A 17,936-nucleotide genomic window follows, 5' to 3' on the forward strand; every position below is an offset into this window, starting at 1 on the left:
TTCACGCCACCGTTCTCCACCACGTCTCTCCTCGCCATCACGCTCTTCACCCGGGCGCGCCGCGCTGCGGCAGATCAATCAGGCGCCCGCCAGCTGCGCCCGGGCCTCCCGCCTGAAATCGGTGGGGCGTTGGCCTGTGTGTTTCTTAAAGAACCGACCGAAGTACGCCTCGTCCTCAAACCCCAGCTCGGCGGCGATCTGCTTGACCGACAGGGACGAATACACCAGCTCTCGTTGCGCTTCGTGTACCACACGCGCGTTGACCACATCTTGGGCCGACATGCCGAGCACTTCGCGGCACAGGCGCGAGAGCTGCCCTACGGAAATCCCCAGCGCGTCCGCGTAGGAACGCACGGGCGTGTGCTGGCGGACATGCACATCCAGCAAGGCACGGAACCGCTCGATCTGCCCGGCCTTGCGCGAGCGCCCAGGCCCCGGCAGCGCGGCGGACGTCTGCGCCAAACGGGCAATCTGCACGAACAGAGCCACCAGCAGGGGCATACCTGCGGCCCTAACGCCCCCATCGCCATGGGACTCCTGCTCGATCACCTCAAACAAGGGTTGTAGCGCCTGCGCATGACGCCCACCCGGATCCACCGGCAGGACCAGGGGGCGGCGGATGTGCTCCAACAACTCCGGCGCCGCCAGGGCGGCAAGCGACTCCAGCGGCTTCTGCGCCGCAGTGATGACAGGGCCGTCCGTGGCCGGATGAAAGCTGAACCCATGCACCGTGCGCGCGGGAATCACCACCAGGCATGGCGGGCGCAGCGGCCAGCGCTGGCCGTCCATCAGCGCGCTGCCGCCCGCGCCGCCTGCCGTCAGGTACAGCACTTGGATCAGCCCCTCGTGGAAATGCAAGTCGATCTCCCAGCCAAACAAGCTGGAACGTTCAGGCACCCGCTCCAGATGCACCAGATCGGCCCAGGCCGGCGAAGCGTCCTGCGTGCCGTAGAGCGCGAACTGTCGCACCGTCCCGGGCTCGATTCTCATGGTTTTCCCTCATTCTGAGTGGGTGGCATATGCACGAATTGTCCTATTCATCGCTCGCTTTGTCGATTGAGAAAAGCCGCAGGGTGCGGGATGCTTCACCCCATCACCACAAGGAGACAGCGGCCCATGAACCACAGCGACAACCGCATCGCTCACGATGAATTTTCCTCCGCGCAGGGCGCGGACTGGCTACGACTGAAGGGACGCGTCTGCGTCGTAACGGGGGCCGGCAGCGGCATCGGAGCCGCCATTGCAGGCGCATTTTCAGCGGTCGGTGCCCAGGTGGCGTTGCTGGACCGTGACGGAGAGGCCGCCCGACAGGTGGCCACACGATTGACCACCCAGGGAGGCCATGCGCTGGCTGTGGCCTGCGACATCACCGACGAAAGCGCTGTGTCCGCCGCAGCCGTGCAGGTGCGTGAAAGCCTTGGGCCCGCCGCCGTTCTGGTCAACAACGCGGGCCTGCTTCGTCCGGGTAGTCTTGACAGCGTCACGCTGGCCGACTGGAACGCCGTGTTGGCCGTCAACCTGACCGGCTACCTGCTATGCAGTCGTGCCTTTGGGCAGGACATGCTGCAGGCGGGCCGAGGTTCACTGGTGCATGTTGCATCGGTATCGGCCCTGCACCCGCAGACCGCCAGCGGCGCCTACAGCGCCAGCAAGGCGGGGGTGCTGCTGCTGTCGCGCCAGCTGGCGGCCGAGTGGGGCCCCCGGGGCGTGCGCAGCAACGCCATCTGCCCCGGGATGATCCGCACCGCGCTGTCTGCCCGCTTCTATGAGGAGCCAGGCTTCGAGGCGCGGCGCGCAGCAGCCACGGCCAGCCGCCGCGTTGGCGAGCCCCGGGATATTGCCGAGCCCGCGCTGTTCCTCGCCAGCGACCGATCGGCCTACATGAACGGCGCAGAGCTGCTGGTCGATGGCGGCCTGGGCTGCATGTTGATGGACATGGTGCCGCGCCCGGGCTTCAACCGCACGCCGGCCCCAGCCACCTGACGCGCACCGCCCCGCACGGCGCCACCCCTGACCAGAACCCACGCACCAAGCGCCACCGGTGCAGGCCGCCGCATGGGCAATACCCAGCGCCCCCTCCACATACGCCCCTCAACAAGGAGACTGCAACATGAACCCTGCCAACCCTTCCTCCAGCCAGGAACTGACATGCGACCTGCTGGTCGTGGGCTCCGGCGCCGGCGGACTGTCCACCGCCATCGCGGCCAGGAAACACGGACTGGATGTCATCGTGATCGAAAAGGCAACCTGCTTCGGAGGCACCACTGCCTTCTCGGGCGGGGTGCTCTGGATCCCCGGCAACACCCAATGTGCTGCACCAGACACCCGCGAGGCCATGCGCACCTACATGAAGGACCAGACGGGACCGTTCTACCAAGCTGATGCGGTCGACGCCTTCCTGGACCATGCGCCCGAGATGGTGGCCTGGTTCGAGCGCGAGACTGACGTGCGCTTCGTGCCCACGCTCTACCCCGACTACCACCCCGACGCACCAGGGGGCGCTGCCATTGGCCGCTCCATCCTGGCCGCGCCCTATGACGCGAGCCAGCTGGGGCCCGAGCTGGCACGGCTGCGCCCGCCGCTGTCCACGATCACCTTCGTGGGCATGATGTTCAACTCGTCGAACGCCGACCTCAAGCATTTCTTCCGCGCCACCAAATCGGTGGTATCGGCTGCCTATGTGGCACGGCGCCTGGGGGGCCACCTGCTGGACCTGCTGCGCTACCGCCGGGGCGTGCAAGTGACCAGTGGCAACGCCCTGGCTGCGCGCCTGGCCAAGACCTGTTTCGACCTGGGCATTCCGATCCACACCGAGGCCGAAGCGCGCGAACTGCTCCAAGCGGGCGACCGCGTGACCGGCGCACGCGTGCACACGCCCCGGGGCGAACGGCGCATCCGCACCCGCCAGGGCGTGGTGCTGGCCTGCGGCGGCTACCCCCACGATGTGGCCCGCATCACCCAGCGCTACCCGCACCTGGCGAGCGGTGGCGAGCACCTCTCGCCTGTGCCCGCAGAGAACACCGGCGATGGCCTGCGCCTGGGCGCGCAGGTCGGTGGGCAAGTGGATGAGCGCTTTGACGGCGTGGGCGCAGCCGCCTGGATGCCGGTGTCGCGCGTGCCCCTGAGCCAAGGCCGCACGGGGGTGTTTCCGCACCTGCTGGACCGCTACAAGCCCGGCATCATCGGGGTGCTGCGCAACGGGCGGCGTTTCACCAACGAGTCCCACTCGTACCACGACGTGGGCGCTGCCATGATCGAGGCCTGCCGCGACCAGCGCGAGACCGCCATGTGGCTGCTGTGCGACCAGGCCACGCTGTCCAAATACGGCCTGGGCTATGCCAAGCCTGCGCCCATGCCCGTGGGCGGCCTGATCCGCAAGGGCTACCTCTTCAAGGGCCGCACGCTGGCAGACCTGGCCCAGGCCGCTGGCATCGACCCCGAGGGGCTGGAAGCCACCGTGCGCGAGTACAACGCTGGCGCGCGCACCGGCGAGGACCGCCAGTTCGGGCGCGGCACCACGGCCTTCAACCGCTACCTGGCCGACCCCGACCAGCAGCCCAACCCCTGTGTGGCCCCCATCGGTGCAGGCCCTTACTACGCCGTCAAGGTCGTCATGGGTGACCTGGGCACCTTCGAGGGCTTGCGCACCACCACCGAAGGCCAGGTACTGCGTGCCGACGGGCAGGCTGTACCCGGGCTGTACGCCGTGGGCAACGACCGCACCAGCATCATGGGCGGCAACTACCCTGGCGCCGGCATCACGCTGGGGCCGGCCATGACCTTTGGCTGGATCACCGGCCGCCACGTGGCGGGCGCATGGCCGCCAGGCCAGCGCACAGCGCCCATACGCAAGGAGGCCTGCCATGCCGCATGAGCCCTTGACCAAGCCCCTGGTGGACCACCGCATCTACACCATCCGCCTGCGCAAGATGGGCGAGTTCCTGGAGGTGTTCAACCGCATGGCCATGCCCGTGCTGATGGACACACTGGCACACCCGGTGGGGTTTTACGTCAGCCAGGTCGGTCCCTTGAACCAGTTCGTGCACCTGTGGGCCTACGAAGACCTGGCCGACTACGAGCGCCGCTGCCAGGCCCGCGACAGCCACCCAGCGTTTCCCGCCTACCTGGCAGCGTCCGAGCACCTGATCGTGGCGCAGGAAACGCGCCTTGTCCGCGCAACGCCCATGCCGGGCTGGAGGACGCACCAGCCCTGAAGCAACACCCGCCCTGCCCCATTGCACCCACCAGCCACAACAGACAACATCAACGGAGACAAACCATGCACATCCCATCCCTTCGCACCTTCATCACCCGTCGCAACCTGCTGCTGCGCGCCAGCGCCGCAGCCTGCCTGGCCGCCACCACGGGCGCCAGCCTGGCCCAGCCCCCAGCGTGGCCGAGCAAGCCCATCCGGTTGGTCGTGGGCTTTCCGGCTGGCGGTACCACCGACGTGATGGCCCGCGTCGCAGGCGCGGCACTGAGCAAGTCGCTCGGCCAGCCCGTCGTGGTGGACAACAAGCCGGGGGCCAGCGGCAACCTGGGCGTGATGGAAACCAGCAAGGCCGCACCCGATGGCCACACGCTGATGGTGGCCCCCATTTCGGTGCAGACAGCCAACCCCTTCCTGTTCAAGCCTGCACTGAACCCCGAGCGCGATCTGCGCCCCGTGGCCAGCCTGGGCTACGCCCAGCTCTACCTCGTGGCCAAGAAGGGGCTGCCTGTGCAAAGCGCCAACGACCTGGTGGCCATGGCCAAGGCGGCGCCTGGCAAGCTCAGCTATGCCTCCGGGGGGGCTGGCACCCAGATGCACCTGGTGGGCGAACTCTTCAAGCAGCAGGCGGGGTTTGACGCCGTGCATGTGCCTTACCGAGGCGCGGCACCGGCGCTGCAGGACATCCTGGCCGGGCAGGTGGACTACTACTTCGACCCGGCCACCGGCTTCCAGCACATCCGCGAAGGCCGCGCACGGCTGCTGGCCGTGACCGGCACCAAGCGCTCGGCCTTCTTCCCGGAGGCACCCACCCTGACCGAGCTGGGCATCAAGGGCGTAGAACTGGGCAACTGGTTTGGCGTGTTTGCGCCCGCAGGCACGCCCAGCGACATCGTGAACCGACTGGCCAGCGAGATCGCCAAGGCGGTCGCCCTACCAGAGGTGAAAAGCCGCTTTGCCGACCTGGGGGCCGAACCCATCGTGCAGGACGCCACCGCCTTCCAGCAGACCATCGGTGCAGAAACGCAGCTCCTGTCAGCGCTCATCAAGGAACGCCGCATCGCCGTGGACTGAGCGCAGGACAACGAAGGAGAACCTGCGCCGGTCAGGCCGGCCCGACCAGCTCGATCGGCAACCCATCAGGGTCGGCAAAAAAGGTGAACAACGCGCCGGTAAACGGATCGACCCGCACCGGCTCCACCGCCACGCCATGCGCTACCAGCGTGCCCACGCTGGCTTCCATATCGGCTACGCGCAACGCCAGATGGCGCAGGCCACAGGCCTCGGGGTAGGACGGGCGTGCGGGTGGGTGGGGGAAGGAAAAAAGCTCCACCTGCGTTCCATCGGGTAACTGCAGGTCCAGCTTGTACGACTGCCGCTCCGCCCGAAAGACTTCGTGCACCACCCGCAGGCCGAGCACCTCGGTGTAGAAGCGGCGCGAGCGGACATAGTCGCTGGCGATGATGGCCACATGGTGCACACCGCTGACCTGTAGCGCAGGCCCCGGCGCGGGCGGTGCGGCAACTTCGCTGCTCATCCTTCAGAGCCGGCAATATCGAGCGCACGCGAAGCGCCATACAGCGCAGGCGTGGCGCTCGGGTCGATGATCCAGCAGGGGATGGACGCGAGGTAGGGCTGAAAGCGTCCCTTGGACTCGAACCGTGCGCGGAACGAGGATTTGTCGAACCACGTGCCCAGGCGCGGCACCATGCCGCCGCCAATGAACACGCCGCCGCGCGCGCCCAGGGTAAGGGCCAGGTTACCCGCCACGCTACCCAGAAAGCCGCAGAACAGGTCCAGCGCCTCCAGCGCCAAGGCGTCGTTGGACTGCAGTGCCAGCTCGGTCACTTCGGCGGCCGAACTGATCTCCTTGCCGCCGCGCTGGGCCAGCCTGCGCAGCGCGTGGTACAGGTCCACCAGCCCCGCACCCGACACCGCGCGCTCTGCGGACACATGGCCATAGCGTTCTTGCAGGATGGCCAGCACGTCGAATTCGCGCTGCGTCTGCGCGGCCAGCGAAACGTGCCCACCCTCGCCCGACAACGGCACACCGTTGCTGGACCCCGGCGGGAAGACCAGACCCGACACGCCCAGGCCCGTGCCCGGGCCCAGCAGCGCGATGGCGGCGCCCGGCACGGCCTCGCCACCGCCCACGGGGCGCAGCAGGTCGGGCGTCAGCAGGGGCAGCGCCAGCGCCAGCGCGGTGAAGTCGTTGATGACCACCAGGCGCTCAAAACCAAACGCCTCGCGCACCGCGCGCTGCGAGAAGCTCCAGCTGTGGTTGGTCATGCGGATGGCGTCGCCCGTGACGGGGTTGGCAATGCCAAACGCCGCCTCGCGCGGGGTGGGTACGCCCACTTCTGTCAGATAGGCCGCCAGCGCAGCATCCACGGTGGGGAACTGCGCGCAGGGCAACACGCGCGTGTCGTGCAAGGGGCCGCCCGGTTCGTTCTGCCAGGCCAGTCGGATATTGGTGCCGCCGATGTCGGCAAGGAGGCGCTGAGGGTGCATGGGAAAAAGATGAAAACCAAAGGTCACACGCCCCCGTTGCCCTGCGGCAGACGGCGGCCTGCGGATCGCCAACGCTATTATTTATATAGCTGTTGACGCTTGATAGATAAGCGCTAGAGCCTCTTTTTACCTGAATTACCGCTTCAGGCAAAGACCAAAGCCCCTTCTTGCAGCGACCCAGGGGCTGGGGCTCCCAACCGCTCAGCCTGTCAATCGATCTTCGGACTTGGCGTCGAACCAGTGGGCGTTGGCGGGCTCTACCGCCAGGCCCACGGCGTCGCCGGGCTGCACACGGGTCTGCGCATCGGTGCGCAGCGTGACGCTGCCTGCGGCGGTGTCCACCATCACATAGGTGTCGGGGCCCGTGGGCTCCACCACGCTGACCCGCCCGCGCCAGGGGGCAGTCTCCTGCATCACCAGGTGCTCAGGGCGCACGCCCAGCAGCACTTCGTTGGAACCGCTTTGTGGGGGGGATGGAGGTGCCAGGTTCAACGCCGCGCCCTGGATGCCAAACTGCCCGCCCGTGACCGCGCCACGCAGCAGGTTCATGGTGGGCGAGCCGATGAAGGTGGCCACGTAGGTATTGGCCGGGCGGTTGTAGATCTCGTCGGGCGTGCCCAGCTGCTGCACCACGCCGCCCTTCATCACCGCGATGCGCGAACCCAGGGTCATGGCTTCGACCTGGTCATGCGTCACGTACACGCTGGTGATGCCGCTGGCCTGGTGCAGGCGCTTGATCTCGGCGCGCATCTCCACGCGCAGCTTGGCGTCGAGGTTGGACAGCGGTTCGTCAAACAAGAAGAGCTGCGGCTGGCGCGCCAGGGCCCGGCCCATGGCCACGCGCTGGCGCTGGCCGCCCGAGAGCTGGCTGGGGCGGCGGTCGAGCAGGTGACTGATCTGCAGCATGGCTGCGACTTCGTCGATGCGCTTTTGGCGCTCTGGCTTGGGCATCTTGCGCATCTCCAGCGCAAAGCCAATGTTGTCGGCCACAGAGAGCGTGGGGTACAGCGCGTAGCTCTGGAACACCATGGCGATGTCACGGTCGCGCGGGGGCATGCCCACCACGTTCTTGCCACCGATGCGGATCTCGCCTTCGGTGGGCTCGTCCAGGCCCGCAATGATGTTGAGCAACGTGGATTTGCCGCAGCCCGAGGGGCCGACCAGGATTAGGAACTCGCCCGGTGCCACGTGGATGTCGATCTTGCGCAGCACCTCCACGCTCTTGTCACCCTTGCCAAAGCGCTTGTTGATGCCCGCGATGTCCAATGAAGACGCCATGATTTTCCTTAACCTTTCACCGCGCCAGCCGTCAGGCCGCGCACAAAAAACTTGCCTGCGAGAACGTAGATCACCATGGTGGGCAAGCCCGCGATGATCGCGGCCGCCATGTCCACGTTGTAGGCCTTCACACTGCTGCTGGTGTTGGCCAGGTTGTTCAGGCCCACCGTCACGGGCTTCGAATCCGTGCCCGAGAACACCACGCCAAACAGGAAGTCGTTCCAGATGTTGGTGAACTGCCAGATCAGCGTGACCATGATGATGGGCGTGGACAGCGGCAGCACGATGCGCCAGAAGATCTGGAAGAAGCTGGCGCCATCCATGCGCGCCGCGTTCACCAGCTCCTTCGGGATCGCCGCGTAGTAGTTGCGAAAGAACAGCGTGGTGCCCGCCAACCCCGCTAGGCAGTGCACCAGCACCAGCCCGGTGATGGAACTCGAAAGCCCTAGCCATCCCAGCACCTGGCTCATGGGCAGCAGCACCACCTGGAACGGCATGAACACACCAAACAGCAGCATGCCGAACAGCGCATCGCTGCCGCGAAACTTCCACAGGCTCAGCACATAACCATTGAGCGCACCCCACACGGTGGAGATCATCACGGCCGGCACGGCCATGGCCACCGAATTCCAGAAGAACGGGCGCAGGCCATTGCAGTCCACGCCCGTGCAGGCGCTGGACCAGGCCGTGCCCCAGGCTGCCCCGTTCAGCGCAGCGGGCAGCGCCAGCAGCGAGGTGCTGCGGATCTCCTCGGCATCCTTGAACGAGGTGACCAGCATGGCGTACAGCGGTAGCAGGAAGAACGCGGTGGCCAGGGCCAGCACGGCATAGACCAGCAAGCGGCCGAGCGACGGAAAGAGGGAGGGCTTAGCGGTCATGGGGCTTGGTCCGCAGTTCGCTGTAAAGGTAAGGGATGACCAGTGCCGCCACAGTGGCCAGCATCATGGTCGCACTGGCGGCGCCCAGGCCGATCTGGCCGCGCGAGAACGACATGGTGTACATGAACGTTGCGGGCACGTCGGTGGAAAAACCAGGGCCACCGGCGGTGAGCGCCATCACCAGGTCAAAGCTCTTGATCGCCAGGTGCGACAGCACCATGACCGTGGAGAAGAACACGGGCCGCAGTGCTGGCAGCACGATGCGCCAGTAGATGCGTGGCAAGGATGCACCATCGACCTGCGCGGCCTTGATGATGCTGTCGTCGATGCCCCGCAGGCCCGCCAGGAACAGCGCCATCGCAAAACCAGCGCTTTGCCAGATGCCTGCAATCACCACGCAGTAGATGGCCATCTCGGTGTCCACCAGCCAGCCAAACTCAAAATTCGGAAAGCCCCAGTCGCGCACCATTTTTTCGATGCCCAGGCCCGGGTTCAGCAGCCACTTCCAGGCCGTGCCCGTGACCACAAACGACAGGGCCATGGGGTACAGGTAAATGGTGCGCAGCGCGCCCTCAGCGCGGATCTTCTGGTCCAGCAGCACGGCCAGCACGACGCCGATGGCCAGGGACCCGCCCACGTAGCCCACGCCGAAGATGCCGAGGTTCTTGAGCGCGACCCACCAGCGGTCCATCTCCCAGAGTTTTTCGTACTGCGCGAGGCCCACCCACTCGTAGTTGGGGAGCATGCGCGATGCGGAGAGGCTCAGCACGCCATTCCAGACCATCAGGCCATAGATGAAGGCAAAGCCCAGTACAAAAGCCGGTGTCACGACCAGCTTGGGCAGCCATGTTTCAAAGGTGTTTTTGCTCATGGCCACGGTATGTGTTTGTCATCGTCCTGCATGTAAAAAAAGCGGGGGACACGCAGGAGTGCCCCCCAAATGAACAAAGTAACCTCTGACTAACTCGCTAACTCACTACCTACTCAACGGATCACCACCACACCTCGTACTGCACGCCCACCAGCGTGCGCGAGGTCTTGCCATTGGCGCCAAAAGTTGCGGCATTGGCCAGTGCCGCTGCCTGGTTCCAGTTGGCCTTGGTCACGTACAGACGCAACTCGGGACGTGACCAGAAGTCTTCCGACAGGGCCAAGGCGCCCGCCAGCGTGACCTTGGACAGGCGCTGGTCAGCACCAGTGCCCTTGCGGGTGGTGGTGGACAGTTCCACCAGACCCTTGAAGTTCTTGGTGAACGCATAGGAGCCACGGCCGCCCAGCGAGAAGTCCTTGGTCTCCACGCCCGTCAGATCAGCCTTGTTGGTCTGGTAGCCAATGAGGGCCTGACCACCAAACGGGCCACTTTGCCAATTGATGGAGTCGGCGATGCGGGTGGCGCGCTTGCCAGCGCTGGTGCCCTCGATGGCCTCGAACTCTCCGTCGATGCGCGCATGGCCCCGCGATGTTTGCAGGTACAGCGTGTTGGTGATGCTGGGCAGCAGGAATTCCTTTTGCGTGTGCATGAAGGAGATGCCCGAGCCCGAACCGCCATTGACCTGGCCCTTGCCCCCCACCGCCGTCAGCAGCACCCGCAGCTTGCCACCCGGGTTGGTGTTGATCTCCGACAGGTCGGCGTTGATGCGGTGAGCCTTCACGTTGTTGGGCAGGCCACCGTCGAACTTGTCGCCGGTGAACACACCCAGGCCCAGCTTCATGCCGCCGACGGGCACGTCGGTCACACCGGCGCCGATGTTGTCGCCGTAGTTCAGCAGGAAGTAGTCGACGATGTGCACGTCCTGGATCCGCAGGCGGCGCTGGCCGACCCAGAACTTGGCTTCGGGTGAGAACGAGAAGCCGCTCATTTCCACAAATGCCTGTTCGGTGCTGATGTCGCCACTGCCCCACTTGGCGGGCATGTAGTTGACCTTCCACTTGACACCGCCGGCTTCAAAACCGCGTGCAAAGTTGACTTCGATGCCGTTGTCACCCTCGTTGCCCAGGCGGTACTTCTGCAGTTCGCCACCCAGCGAAAGGTTGCCCTTGACGCCGTCGGAGTGGTTGAACACCGGGCCGCCCCGCGAGTAACCGTTGAACTCAAAGCCTGCTACATCCATAGCAAAGGCGCCATTCGCGCATGCGGCGGCCAAAGCCACCGCCGTAAGGCGGTTTCTTGTCTTCATGATGGGATCCCTCTGGGGTTGGTTTTAGTGCGTGTGTGCGCGTGTGTCTTGCACGGCTTACTTGGTTTTCGCGGCGGCCGCGATCTTCTTCATGGCATCGGCGACGCTGACCTTGTCGTCGTTCCAGAACTGGCTGACCACGTCCTTGATGGCGCCTTCGGTGGCCGGGGCAATTGCCATGCCGTGGGCCGCGCTGGGCACCAGGCCGCCGCTCTTGGCGGTGTCCACGAAGTCCTTGGCCGAGGCCTTGGCGCAGTCGTCAAACTTGTCCATGGGCTGGCCCGCACGCACGGGGATGGAGCCCTTGTTGAGGTTGAACACTTCCTGGAAAGCCGGGCTCATGATGGCGCTGGCCAGGTCGCTCTGCGCCTTCTGTGCGGCAGCATCCTTCAGCTTGAACAGAATGAACGAATCGACGTTGAAGGTGAACGCGTTGGCCGACCCCGGTGCAGCAGCACACAGGAAGTCCTTGCCAGGCGCCTTGCCTGCGGCCAGGAACTCGCCTTTGGCCCAGTCGCCCATCAGCTGAAAGCCTGCCTTGCCCTGGATCAGCATGGCCGTGGCCAGGTTCCAGTCGCGGCCAGGGGCGCCGGGGTCGGTGTAGCCCTTGATGCGGCGGAAAGTCTCCAGCGACTTCTTCATGGTGTCGCTGTTGATGGCCTTGTCGTCAAGCTTGACCAAGGCGTCCTGGTAGAACTTGGGGCCACCCACGCCAAGCACCACCGATTCAAACGTGGTGAAGTCCTGCCAGTTCTGGCCACCGTGGGCCACGGGCACCAGGCCTGCGGCCTTGAGCTTGTCGGCTGCCGCAAAGAACTCGTCCCAGGTCTTGGGCATGGAGGCCACGCCAGCCTTCTTCAGGGCCTCGGAACTGCCCCACATCCAGTTCACACGGTGCACGTTGACCGGGGCGGCCACGTAAGCGCCCTTGTACTTCATGACATCGGCGACCACCTTGGGCAGCAGGTCATCCCATTTTTCAGCCTTGGCCAGGGTGTCCATGTTGGCCAGCACGCCTTCGGACGCCCACTCCTGAATGGCCGGGCCCTTGGTCTGCGCAGCCGACGGTGGATTGCCCGAGATCACGCGGCTCTTGAGCACGGTCATGGCGCTGTCGCCACCGCCACCGGCCACGGCAAAGTCGCGCCAGGTGTGGCCCTTGCCCTGCATGATCTTCTTGAGCTCGGCCACCGACTTGGCTTCGCCGCCCGAAGTCCAGTAGTGCAGGACCTCCACCTCCCCCGCGCTGGCCGACATCGCTGCCGCCAGGCCCACCGCCACTGCGGCGATTTTTGTCATCTTCCACATACCCGTGTCTCCTCGATGTTTGAATCCGTTGGTGCGCCGCAATCCGGTGCTGTTTAGCGCAGTTGGTACTTTAATTACAATAATTAATGAACATATCAGGGCTTTCCCGGGTGTGGGTTACATACCAACGCCCTTGGCCCGTTATTGAATTACCAACCGCTGCGGGTGCAAGCACTGCCGTGCTGCAGGAGCCGCTGGCGGGGTGCTTTGTTATGCTCAATCCCATGGCCACGATACTGATTGTTGAAGATGATGCCCTGCTGCTGGACGCGCTGACTGGCCAGCTCCAGCAGCTGGAATTCGGCGTGCACACGGCCTCCAGTGTGGCCGAGGCCACCACGCTGCTGCAGTCGCAGGCGGTGGACGGCATCATCCTGGACCTGGGCCTGCCCGGCGCCGACGGCATGGAGCTTCTGACCTGGGCGCGCACCCACATTGCCGGCCTGCCCGTGCTGATTCTGACCGCGCGCGATGGCGTGGAAGACCGCGTGCTGGGTCTCAATGCCGGGGCTGACGACTACATCACCAAGCCCTTCAACATGCAGGAGCTGCAGGCCCGCCTGCAGGCCATGCTGCGCCGTGCGCGCCAGCCCGCCTTTACCCAGGCCAGCAGCGCCGCAGGCGGCGCCAGCACCACCATCGGCCCGCTGGTACTGGACCACGCCAGCCATTCGGCGGCGCTCAATGGCGACCTGCTCGACCTGACCCAGCGCGAATGGGAGCTGCTGGAGTTGCTGGTCAACCGCTGCGGCGAAGTCGTCACGCGCGACGATGTGCTGGCCGCCTGGCGCGCCAGCCCCCCGGAGCCCGGACAAACCGCCGCACCCCCGCTCAACTCCAACGCGCTGGAGGTGTATGTGCACCGCCTGCGCAAGAAGCTCGACACCTCGCCGCTGGCCATCCGCAACATCCGGGGGCTGGGGTACATGCTGAACAGGCCGTAGATGGAACACCCCCCTGAGTCGCTGCGCGCCTTCCCCCCGCTCTCGCTTCGCTGCGCTACGCGGGCAGGAGAACGATGCCCTCGCTGCGGGGCGGCCCTTGCTCGGCATCCCTCGCGGGGGCCGCGCCAGTGGCTGGCATCGGGGGTCCCACTGATCTCCGCAGGCCCAGGCCACTGACATGCGCCACGTACCGGGGGTTTCTCTTCAACGCAAGCTGCTGCTGTGGCTGTTGCTGCCGCAGCTGGTGTTGTGGCTGTCTGGCGGGTTTCTGGCGTGGCGCATTGCGCTGCAGAACGGCGAGAAGGGCATTGACCAGACGCTGACGCAGTCGGTGCGAGCGCTCGCGCGGCAGATCAAGCCGATCGGGGACGGGTTGCTGGTGGACTTTCCCAAGGCCGCGCAGGACATCCTGGAGCAGGACCCGGCCGACCGCATCACCTACATGGTCTCGTCCCCGCCCGGGCGCTTTCTGTTGGGCAATGCCCAGCTGCCTCCGCCGCCGCCCGTGGAGGTGCGCGTGGGCGACCCCTACCTGTACCACGCCCGCGTGGACGACCGCCCCGTGCGCGTGGCGTTGCTGGACGTGGACTACGGCACACCCCAGACGCGCCAGACCCTGCGTGTGCAGGTGGCGCAGAGCCTCACCGTGCGCGAGCGCATCGCGCAGGAGCTGCTGGAGCAGATGGTGTTCCCCATGGGGCTGATGGGCCTGGCGCTGAGCGCCGTGGTGTATGCGGGCGTGCTGCGCGGCCTGCAGCCCTTGAAGCGCCTGGAGGCCCAGATCGAGCGCGCCGGCGCCCTGCCGCAGGCTGGCACCACACCGCTGCCCCCCATCGAGCTGACCTCGGCTCCGCAGGAGGTGCATTCGCTGGCCAGCACCATCAACCGGCTGCTGGAGACCGTGGCGCGCGGCCAGCAAAAGGAAAAGCGCTTTCTCAACGACGCTGCGCACCAACTGCGCACCCCGCTGGCCGGGCTCATCGGCCAGACCGAGCTGGCCCTGCACGAAAGCCATGAGCCCGCCGTGCAGGAACGGCTGCAGAAAGTGCTTTCGGCCGCCCAGCGCAGCGCCCACCTGGTGCACCAGCTGCTGCAGCTGGCGCGCTCCGAATCGAACGTGGAGATGCAGGCCATCGACCTGGCCTGCCTGGCCCGCGAAGTCGCTCGCGAATGGGCAGCCCGCGCCCTGGCGCAAGGCATGGACCTGGGCTACGAGGGTGACGACAGCCTGCCCGTGCAAGGCCACCCGGTGCTGCTGCGCGAGGCGCTCAACAACCTCATCGACAACGCACTGCACTACGCAGGCCCCGGCGCCACGGTGACAGTGCGTGTGGGCCACGAGGAGCCCGGGCGCTGGGCCTTGCTGCTGGTGGAGGACGACGGACCGGGCGTGCCAGCCGAACACCTGGGCGATCTGTTTGCGCGCTTCTGGCGCGGGTCGGACAAGGCGGGGGGGTGTGGGCTCGGGCTGTCGATCGTGGAGGAGATCGCGCTGCGGCATGGCGGCCGGACGGTGGCGGAGGGGGTGGTGCCGAGGGGGTTGCGGGTGGGGATGCGGCTGCCTGCGGGGTGAATTTTTGGTTTTTTTGGGGTCTGGCGCTTGGTGGATAAGCACTGACAGCTATTGTTTTAATAGTTGCAGGGTTTCTTCTGCCCGTTCGGGCTGAGCTTGTCGAAGCCTGGGCACGCTCGTTCGCTGATCTGTGCGGCGTGCCTGGATTGAGGGCGGAGGCCGGGAGTTCGCCCCGGCGGGCGAGTCCCTTTCTTTCGCGTCGCCGAAAGAAAGGAACCAAAGAAAGGGCGACCCTGCTGTCTGCGACCCCTTCGCTGCGCTACGGGGCAACCTGGGGTGCTCGGTCACGGGGTGCACCGCAGAACTCGCTGCGCGCCTTTGGCGCTCCGCTCGGACAACTGCGGTGAGTCAGTTCACGAAGCGCGTGTGTCCTTCGGCACACGCGCCACCCCGCGCCCTGCGCGCCCCTGGCGCATCCAGAAGGGAACCCGGGGGAGCGGACATCCACACGGGCCATAGCTTCGCTACGCTGCGCTCGGCACGGTCTCGCGGGCGCAAGCGCCACGCGCTGCGCAGGCGGGGCCGAGCGCAGCAATGGCCCGTGTGGCTGTTCGGCTGTTGGAGGTTCGGCTGCCCAACCCCCTGCTGGCTGCGCCTGCGGCGGGGCGGTTGCGGGGTGAGCATGGGCGTCGCAGCGCCCATGCCTCGTGAACTGACTCGCCGCAGTTGTTCGAGCGGAGCGCCGCAGGCGCGCAGTGAGTTCTGCGGCGCACCCCGCAACCGCCCCGACGCAGGTTTGCCCCGTAGCGAAGCGCAGGGGTCGCAGACTGGGGGTCGCCTTTTCTTTGGTGACTTTCTTTTGGCGAAGCAAAAGAAAGTTACTCGCCCGCCGGGGCGACAACCCGGCCTCCGCCCTCAGCACAAGCACACCGCCTAAACCAGCGCGCCAAGGCTTCGAAAAGCTCAGCCCGAACGGTATGGGGCAAACTAGGGAACTATAAAAACAATAGCGGCTGGCGCTTTCTACAAAAGCGCTAGCCGCCAAAACCACTAAAAATGCTGACCTCAAGCCGCCAGAATCAGCTTCTCCAGCTTCACCGCATCCACCGCAAACGCCCGAATCCCCTCGGCCAGCTTCTCCGTCGCCATCGCGTCCTCATTCAACGCATAACGGAACCCCGCCTCGTCATAGTTCACCGCAGGCAAATCCATCGCCTTGGCAGCCTCTGCATCCAGCGCCCGCTGCAACGGCGCCTCGCTCGCCGCCAGCTGCGCCAGCAGTTCGGGCGCAATGGTCAGCAGGTCGCACCCGGCCAGCGCAGTGATCTGCCCCACGTTGCGGAAACTCGCCCCCATCACCTCGGTGGCAATCCCAAAGCGCTTGTAGTGGTTGTAGATCTGCGTGACCGACTGAACGCCCGGGTCGTTGGCGCCCGCGCGCGCGGCCTCATCCCAGCTCGCGCCCGCCTGCTTCTTGTACCAGTCGTAAATGCGGCCCACAAACGGGGAAATCAGCCGCACCTTGGCCTGGCCGCAAGCCACGGCCTGGGCGAACGAGAACAGCAGCGTGAGGTTGGTGTGGATGCCCTTGCGCTCCAGCTGGGCAGCGGCCTGGATGCCCTCCCACGTGGCCGCGATCTTGATGAGCACGCGGTCGATGTGGATGCCTTCGGCCTGGTACAGCTCGATGATGCGCTCGGCGCGCGTGACGGTGGCGCTGGTGTCAAAGCTCAGACGCGCATCCACTTCGGTGGAGACCCGGCCGGGCACGTGGGTCAGGATTTCGCAACCAAAACGCACCAGCAGGCGGTCGATCACCTCGTCCATGGCGCGCCCTTGCCACTTGGCGACGGTGTCCTTGAGCAGGGGCGCGTATTCTGGCTTTTGCACCGCCTTGAGGATCAGCGAGGGATTGGTCGTGGCGTCCTGCGGACGGAACTGGGCCAGTTGCAGAAAGTCGCCAGTGTCGGCAACCACGGTGGTGAACTGTTTGAGGGCGTCGAGTTGGTTCATGGCGCCATTATTCCGCATCACGTTGGGCACCTTCGGTACTACCAACCACCGATACGCCGTGGACACCCAGGCTCAGCTGCACGTCATCACCCACGGCCAGCACATCATCCAGGTCGGACGACACCACAAAGATGTGGCCGAGCGTGGTGTCAAAGGTGTATTCGTGCACCGCGCCCAGATAGGCCCGCTTGTCCAGCCGGGCGGGCAGCAGGCCCGCGCCCTGGCGATGAATGCGCCAGGCCTCCGGCCGCACCGCCACCTTTACCGGGCCGCTCTTCACCGCCATGCGGGGGCGCAGCACCAGCGGGCCGAGTGCCACCGTGCCGTCCGCGTCGGCCACGGCGGGGAACAGCATCGCCTCACCCATGAAACCGGCCACAAACTCACTGTGCGGGGTTTCGTACAGCGCGCGCGGCGAGCCCTTTTGCGCAATCAGGCCCTGGTTCATCACAATGATCTGGTCGCTCACGGCCATGGCCTCAGCCTGGTCGTGTGTGACGTAAGCCACCGTGAGCGACAGGCGCTGCTGCAAGGCACGGATTTCCTCACGCATCTCACGGCGCAGGCGGGCGTCGAGGTTGGACAGGGGCTCGTCGAACAGCAGCACCTCGGGCTCCAGCACCAGCGCGCGGGCCAGGGCCACGCGCTGCTGCTGTCCGCCCGAAAGTTCACTGGGCAGGCGGTCGTCATAGCCCACCAGGCCCACGCCGCGCAGCGCCTCCACCGCCTTGGTGCGTGCCTGCTCCTTGGGCTGGCCTGACATGCGCAGGCCGTACATCACGTTCTCCACCACGTTCATGTGCGGGAACAGCGCGTAGCTCTGGAACATCATGCTCACATTGCGTTGCGCGGTGCCCAGCGTGGTCACGTCCTGGCCTGCGATGAAGATCTCGCCCGAAGTGGGCGATTCCAGCCCCGCAATCATGCGCAAGGTGGTGGTCTTGCCGCAGCCGGAGGGGCCGAGGATGGTGGTGAGCGTGCCGCGCGGCACCTCAAAGCTGATGCCCTTGACGGCCAGGGCCGCGCTGCTGTCGCTGCCGTAGCGCTTGGTGATGTTGCGGAACACGATGCCCGCGTCGTTGTTGTTCATAGTTGTCTTTTCAA

General features: G+C 65.9%; 16 protein-coding genes. 6 read left to right on the forward strand and 10 right to left on the reverse strand.

Annotation, left to right across the window (positions count from 1 at the left end; all coding sequences use genetic code 11):
- Positions 1-78: 78 nt before the first annotated feature.
- A complete protein-coding gene (locus C8C93_RS15615) occupies positions 79-990 on the reverse strand; it encodes a helix-turn-helix domain-containing protein (protein ID WP_121507500.1) in 912 nt (303 codons plus the stop codon).
- Positions 991-1,116: 126 nt separating this feature from the next.
- Between C8C93_RS15615 and C8C93_RS15620 the strand changes: the two genes are divergently transcribed.
- The 4 genes from C8C93_RS15620 to C8C93_RS15635 all read left to right on the forward strand — a co-directional run bounded on the left by C8C93_RS15620 (position 1,117) and on the right by C8C93_RS15635 (position 5,284).
- Positions 1,117-1,983 (forward strand): SDR family NAD(P)-dependent oxidoreductase, encoded by an 867-nt coding sequence (locus C8C93_RS15620; protein ID WP_121507501.1) that lies wholly within the window; start codon positions 1,117-1,119, stop codon positions 1,981-1,983.
- A 127-nt stretch (positions 1,984-2,110) separates the two neighbouring features.
- Positions 2,111-3,874, forward strand: coding sequence for an FAD-dependent oxidoreductase (locus tag C8C93_RS15625; RefSeq protein ID WP_121507502.1), 1,764 nt, complete (start codon positions 2,111-2,113; stop codon positions 3,872-3,874).
- Complete coding sequence (locus C8C93_RS15630; protein ID WP_121507503.1) at positions 3,864-4,214, forward strand: NIPSNAP family protein; 351 nt, start codon at positions 3,864-3,866, stop codon at positions 4,212-4,214. Before C8C93_RS15625 ends, C8C93_RS15630 begins: the two co-directional genes overlap by 11 nt.
- Positions 4,215-4,279: 65 nt before the next feature.
- Positions 4,280-5,284: a tripartite tricarboxylate transporter substrate binding protein gene (locus tag C8C93_RS15635; RefSeq protein WP_121507504.1), complete on the forward strand. Its 1,005-nt coding sequence runs from the start codon at positions 4,280-4,282 to the stop codon at positions 5,282-5,284.
- A gap of 31 nt (positions 5,285-5,315) precedes the next feature.
- Here the strand turns inward: C8C93_RS15635 and C8C93_RS15640 are convergent, their stop codons facing one another.
- The 7 genes from C8C93_RS15640 to C8C93_RS15670 form a co-directional block, all read right to left on the reverse strand.
- Complete coding sequence (locus tag C8C93_RS15640; RefSeq protein WP_121507505.1) at positions 5,316-5,747, reverse strand: VOC family protein; 432 nt, start codon at positions 5,745-5,747, stop codon at positions 5,316-5,318.
- Positions 5,744-6,721, reverse strand: coding sequence for a glucokinase (gene glk, locus C8C93_RS15645; RefSeq protein WP_121422360.1), 978 nt, complete (start codon positions 6,719-6,721; stop codon positions 5,744-5,746). The genes C8C93_RS15640 and glk overlap by 4 nt, the downstream gene beginning before the upstream one ends.
- A gap of 201 nt (positions 6,722-6,922) precedes the next feature.
- Positions 6,923-7,999, reverse strand: a complete 1,077-nt coding sequence (locus tag C8C93_RS15650; RefSeq protein WP_121422359.1) for an ABC transporter ATP-binding protein — start codon at positions 7,997-7,999, stop codon at positions 6,923-6,925.
- An 8-nt stretch (positions 8,000-8,007) separates the two neighbouring features.
- Complete coding sequence (locus C8C93_RS15655) at positions 8,008-8,877, reverse strand: carbohydrate ABC transporter permease (protein WP_121422358.1); 870 nt, start codon at positions 8,875-8,877, stop codon at positions 8,008-8,010.
- Positions 8,867-9,748, reverse strand: a complete 882-nt coding sequence (locus tag C8C93_RS15660; RefSeq protein ID WP_121422357.1) for a carbohydrate ABC transporter permease — start codon at positions 9,746-9,748, stop codon at positions 8,867-8,869. The genes C8C93_RS15655 and C8C93_RS15660 overlap by 11 nt, the downstream gene beginning before the upstream one ends.
- Positions 9,749-9,869: 121 nt before the next feature.
- Complete coding sequence (locus C8C93_RS15665) at positions 9,870-10,988, reverse strand: carbohydrate porin (protein ID WP_121507506.1); 1,119 nt, start codon at positions 10,986-10,988, stop codon at positions 9,870-9,872.
- 123 nt (positions 10,989-11,111) lie between these two features.
- Complete coding sequence (locus tag C8C93_RS15670) at positions 11,112-12,362, reverse strand: ABC transporter substrate-binding protein (RefSeq protein WP_121507507.1); 1,251 nt, start codon at positions 12,360-12,362, stop codon at positions 11,112-11,114.
- Positions 12,363-12,586: 224 nt separating this feature from the next.
- Here C8C93_RS15670 and C8C93_RS15675 point away from each other — a divergent pair, with 224 nt between their 5' ends.
- Positions 12,587-13,306 carry a response regulator transcription factor gene (locus C8C93_RS15675; RefSeq protein ID WP_055395176.1) on the forward strand — a complete coding sequence of 240 codons (720 nt, stop codon included), beginning with the start codon at positions 12,587-12,589 and terminating at the stop codon, positions 13,304-13,306.
- Between the two features lie 178 nt (positions 13,307-13,484).
- Entirely contained in the window at positions 13,485-14,879 is a 1,395-nt protein-coding gene (locus C8C93_RS15685; protein WP_121507508.1) for a sensor histidine kinase, read from the forward strand.
- 1,005 nt (positions 14,880-15,884) lie between these two features.
- On the opposite strand, the gene tal is transcribed toward C8C93_RS15685, so the two are convergent.
- Complete coding sequence (gene tal / locus C8C93_RS15695; RefSeq protein ID WP_121507510.1) at positions 15,885-16,832, reverse strand: transaldolase; 948 nt, start codon at positions 16,830-16,832, stop codon at positions 15,885-15,887.
- A gap of 7 nt (positions 16,833-16,839) precedes the next feature.
- The gene (locus C8C93_RS15700; RefSeq protein WP_121507511.1) at positions 16,840-17,922 is read right to left on the reverse strand and encodes an ABC transporter ATP-binding protein; all 1,083 of its coding nucleotides are present in this window, start codon (positions 17,920-17,922) and stop codon (positions 16,840-16,842) included.
- Between the last annotated feature and the right edge of the window lie 14 nt (positions 17,923-17,936).

Source organism: Acidovorax sp. 93, assembly GCF_003633835.1.
GTDB lineage: Bacteria > Pseudomonadota > Gammaproteobacteria > Burkholderiales > Burkholderiaceae_C > Acidovorax > Acidovorax facilis.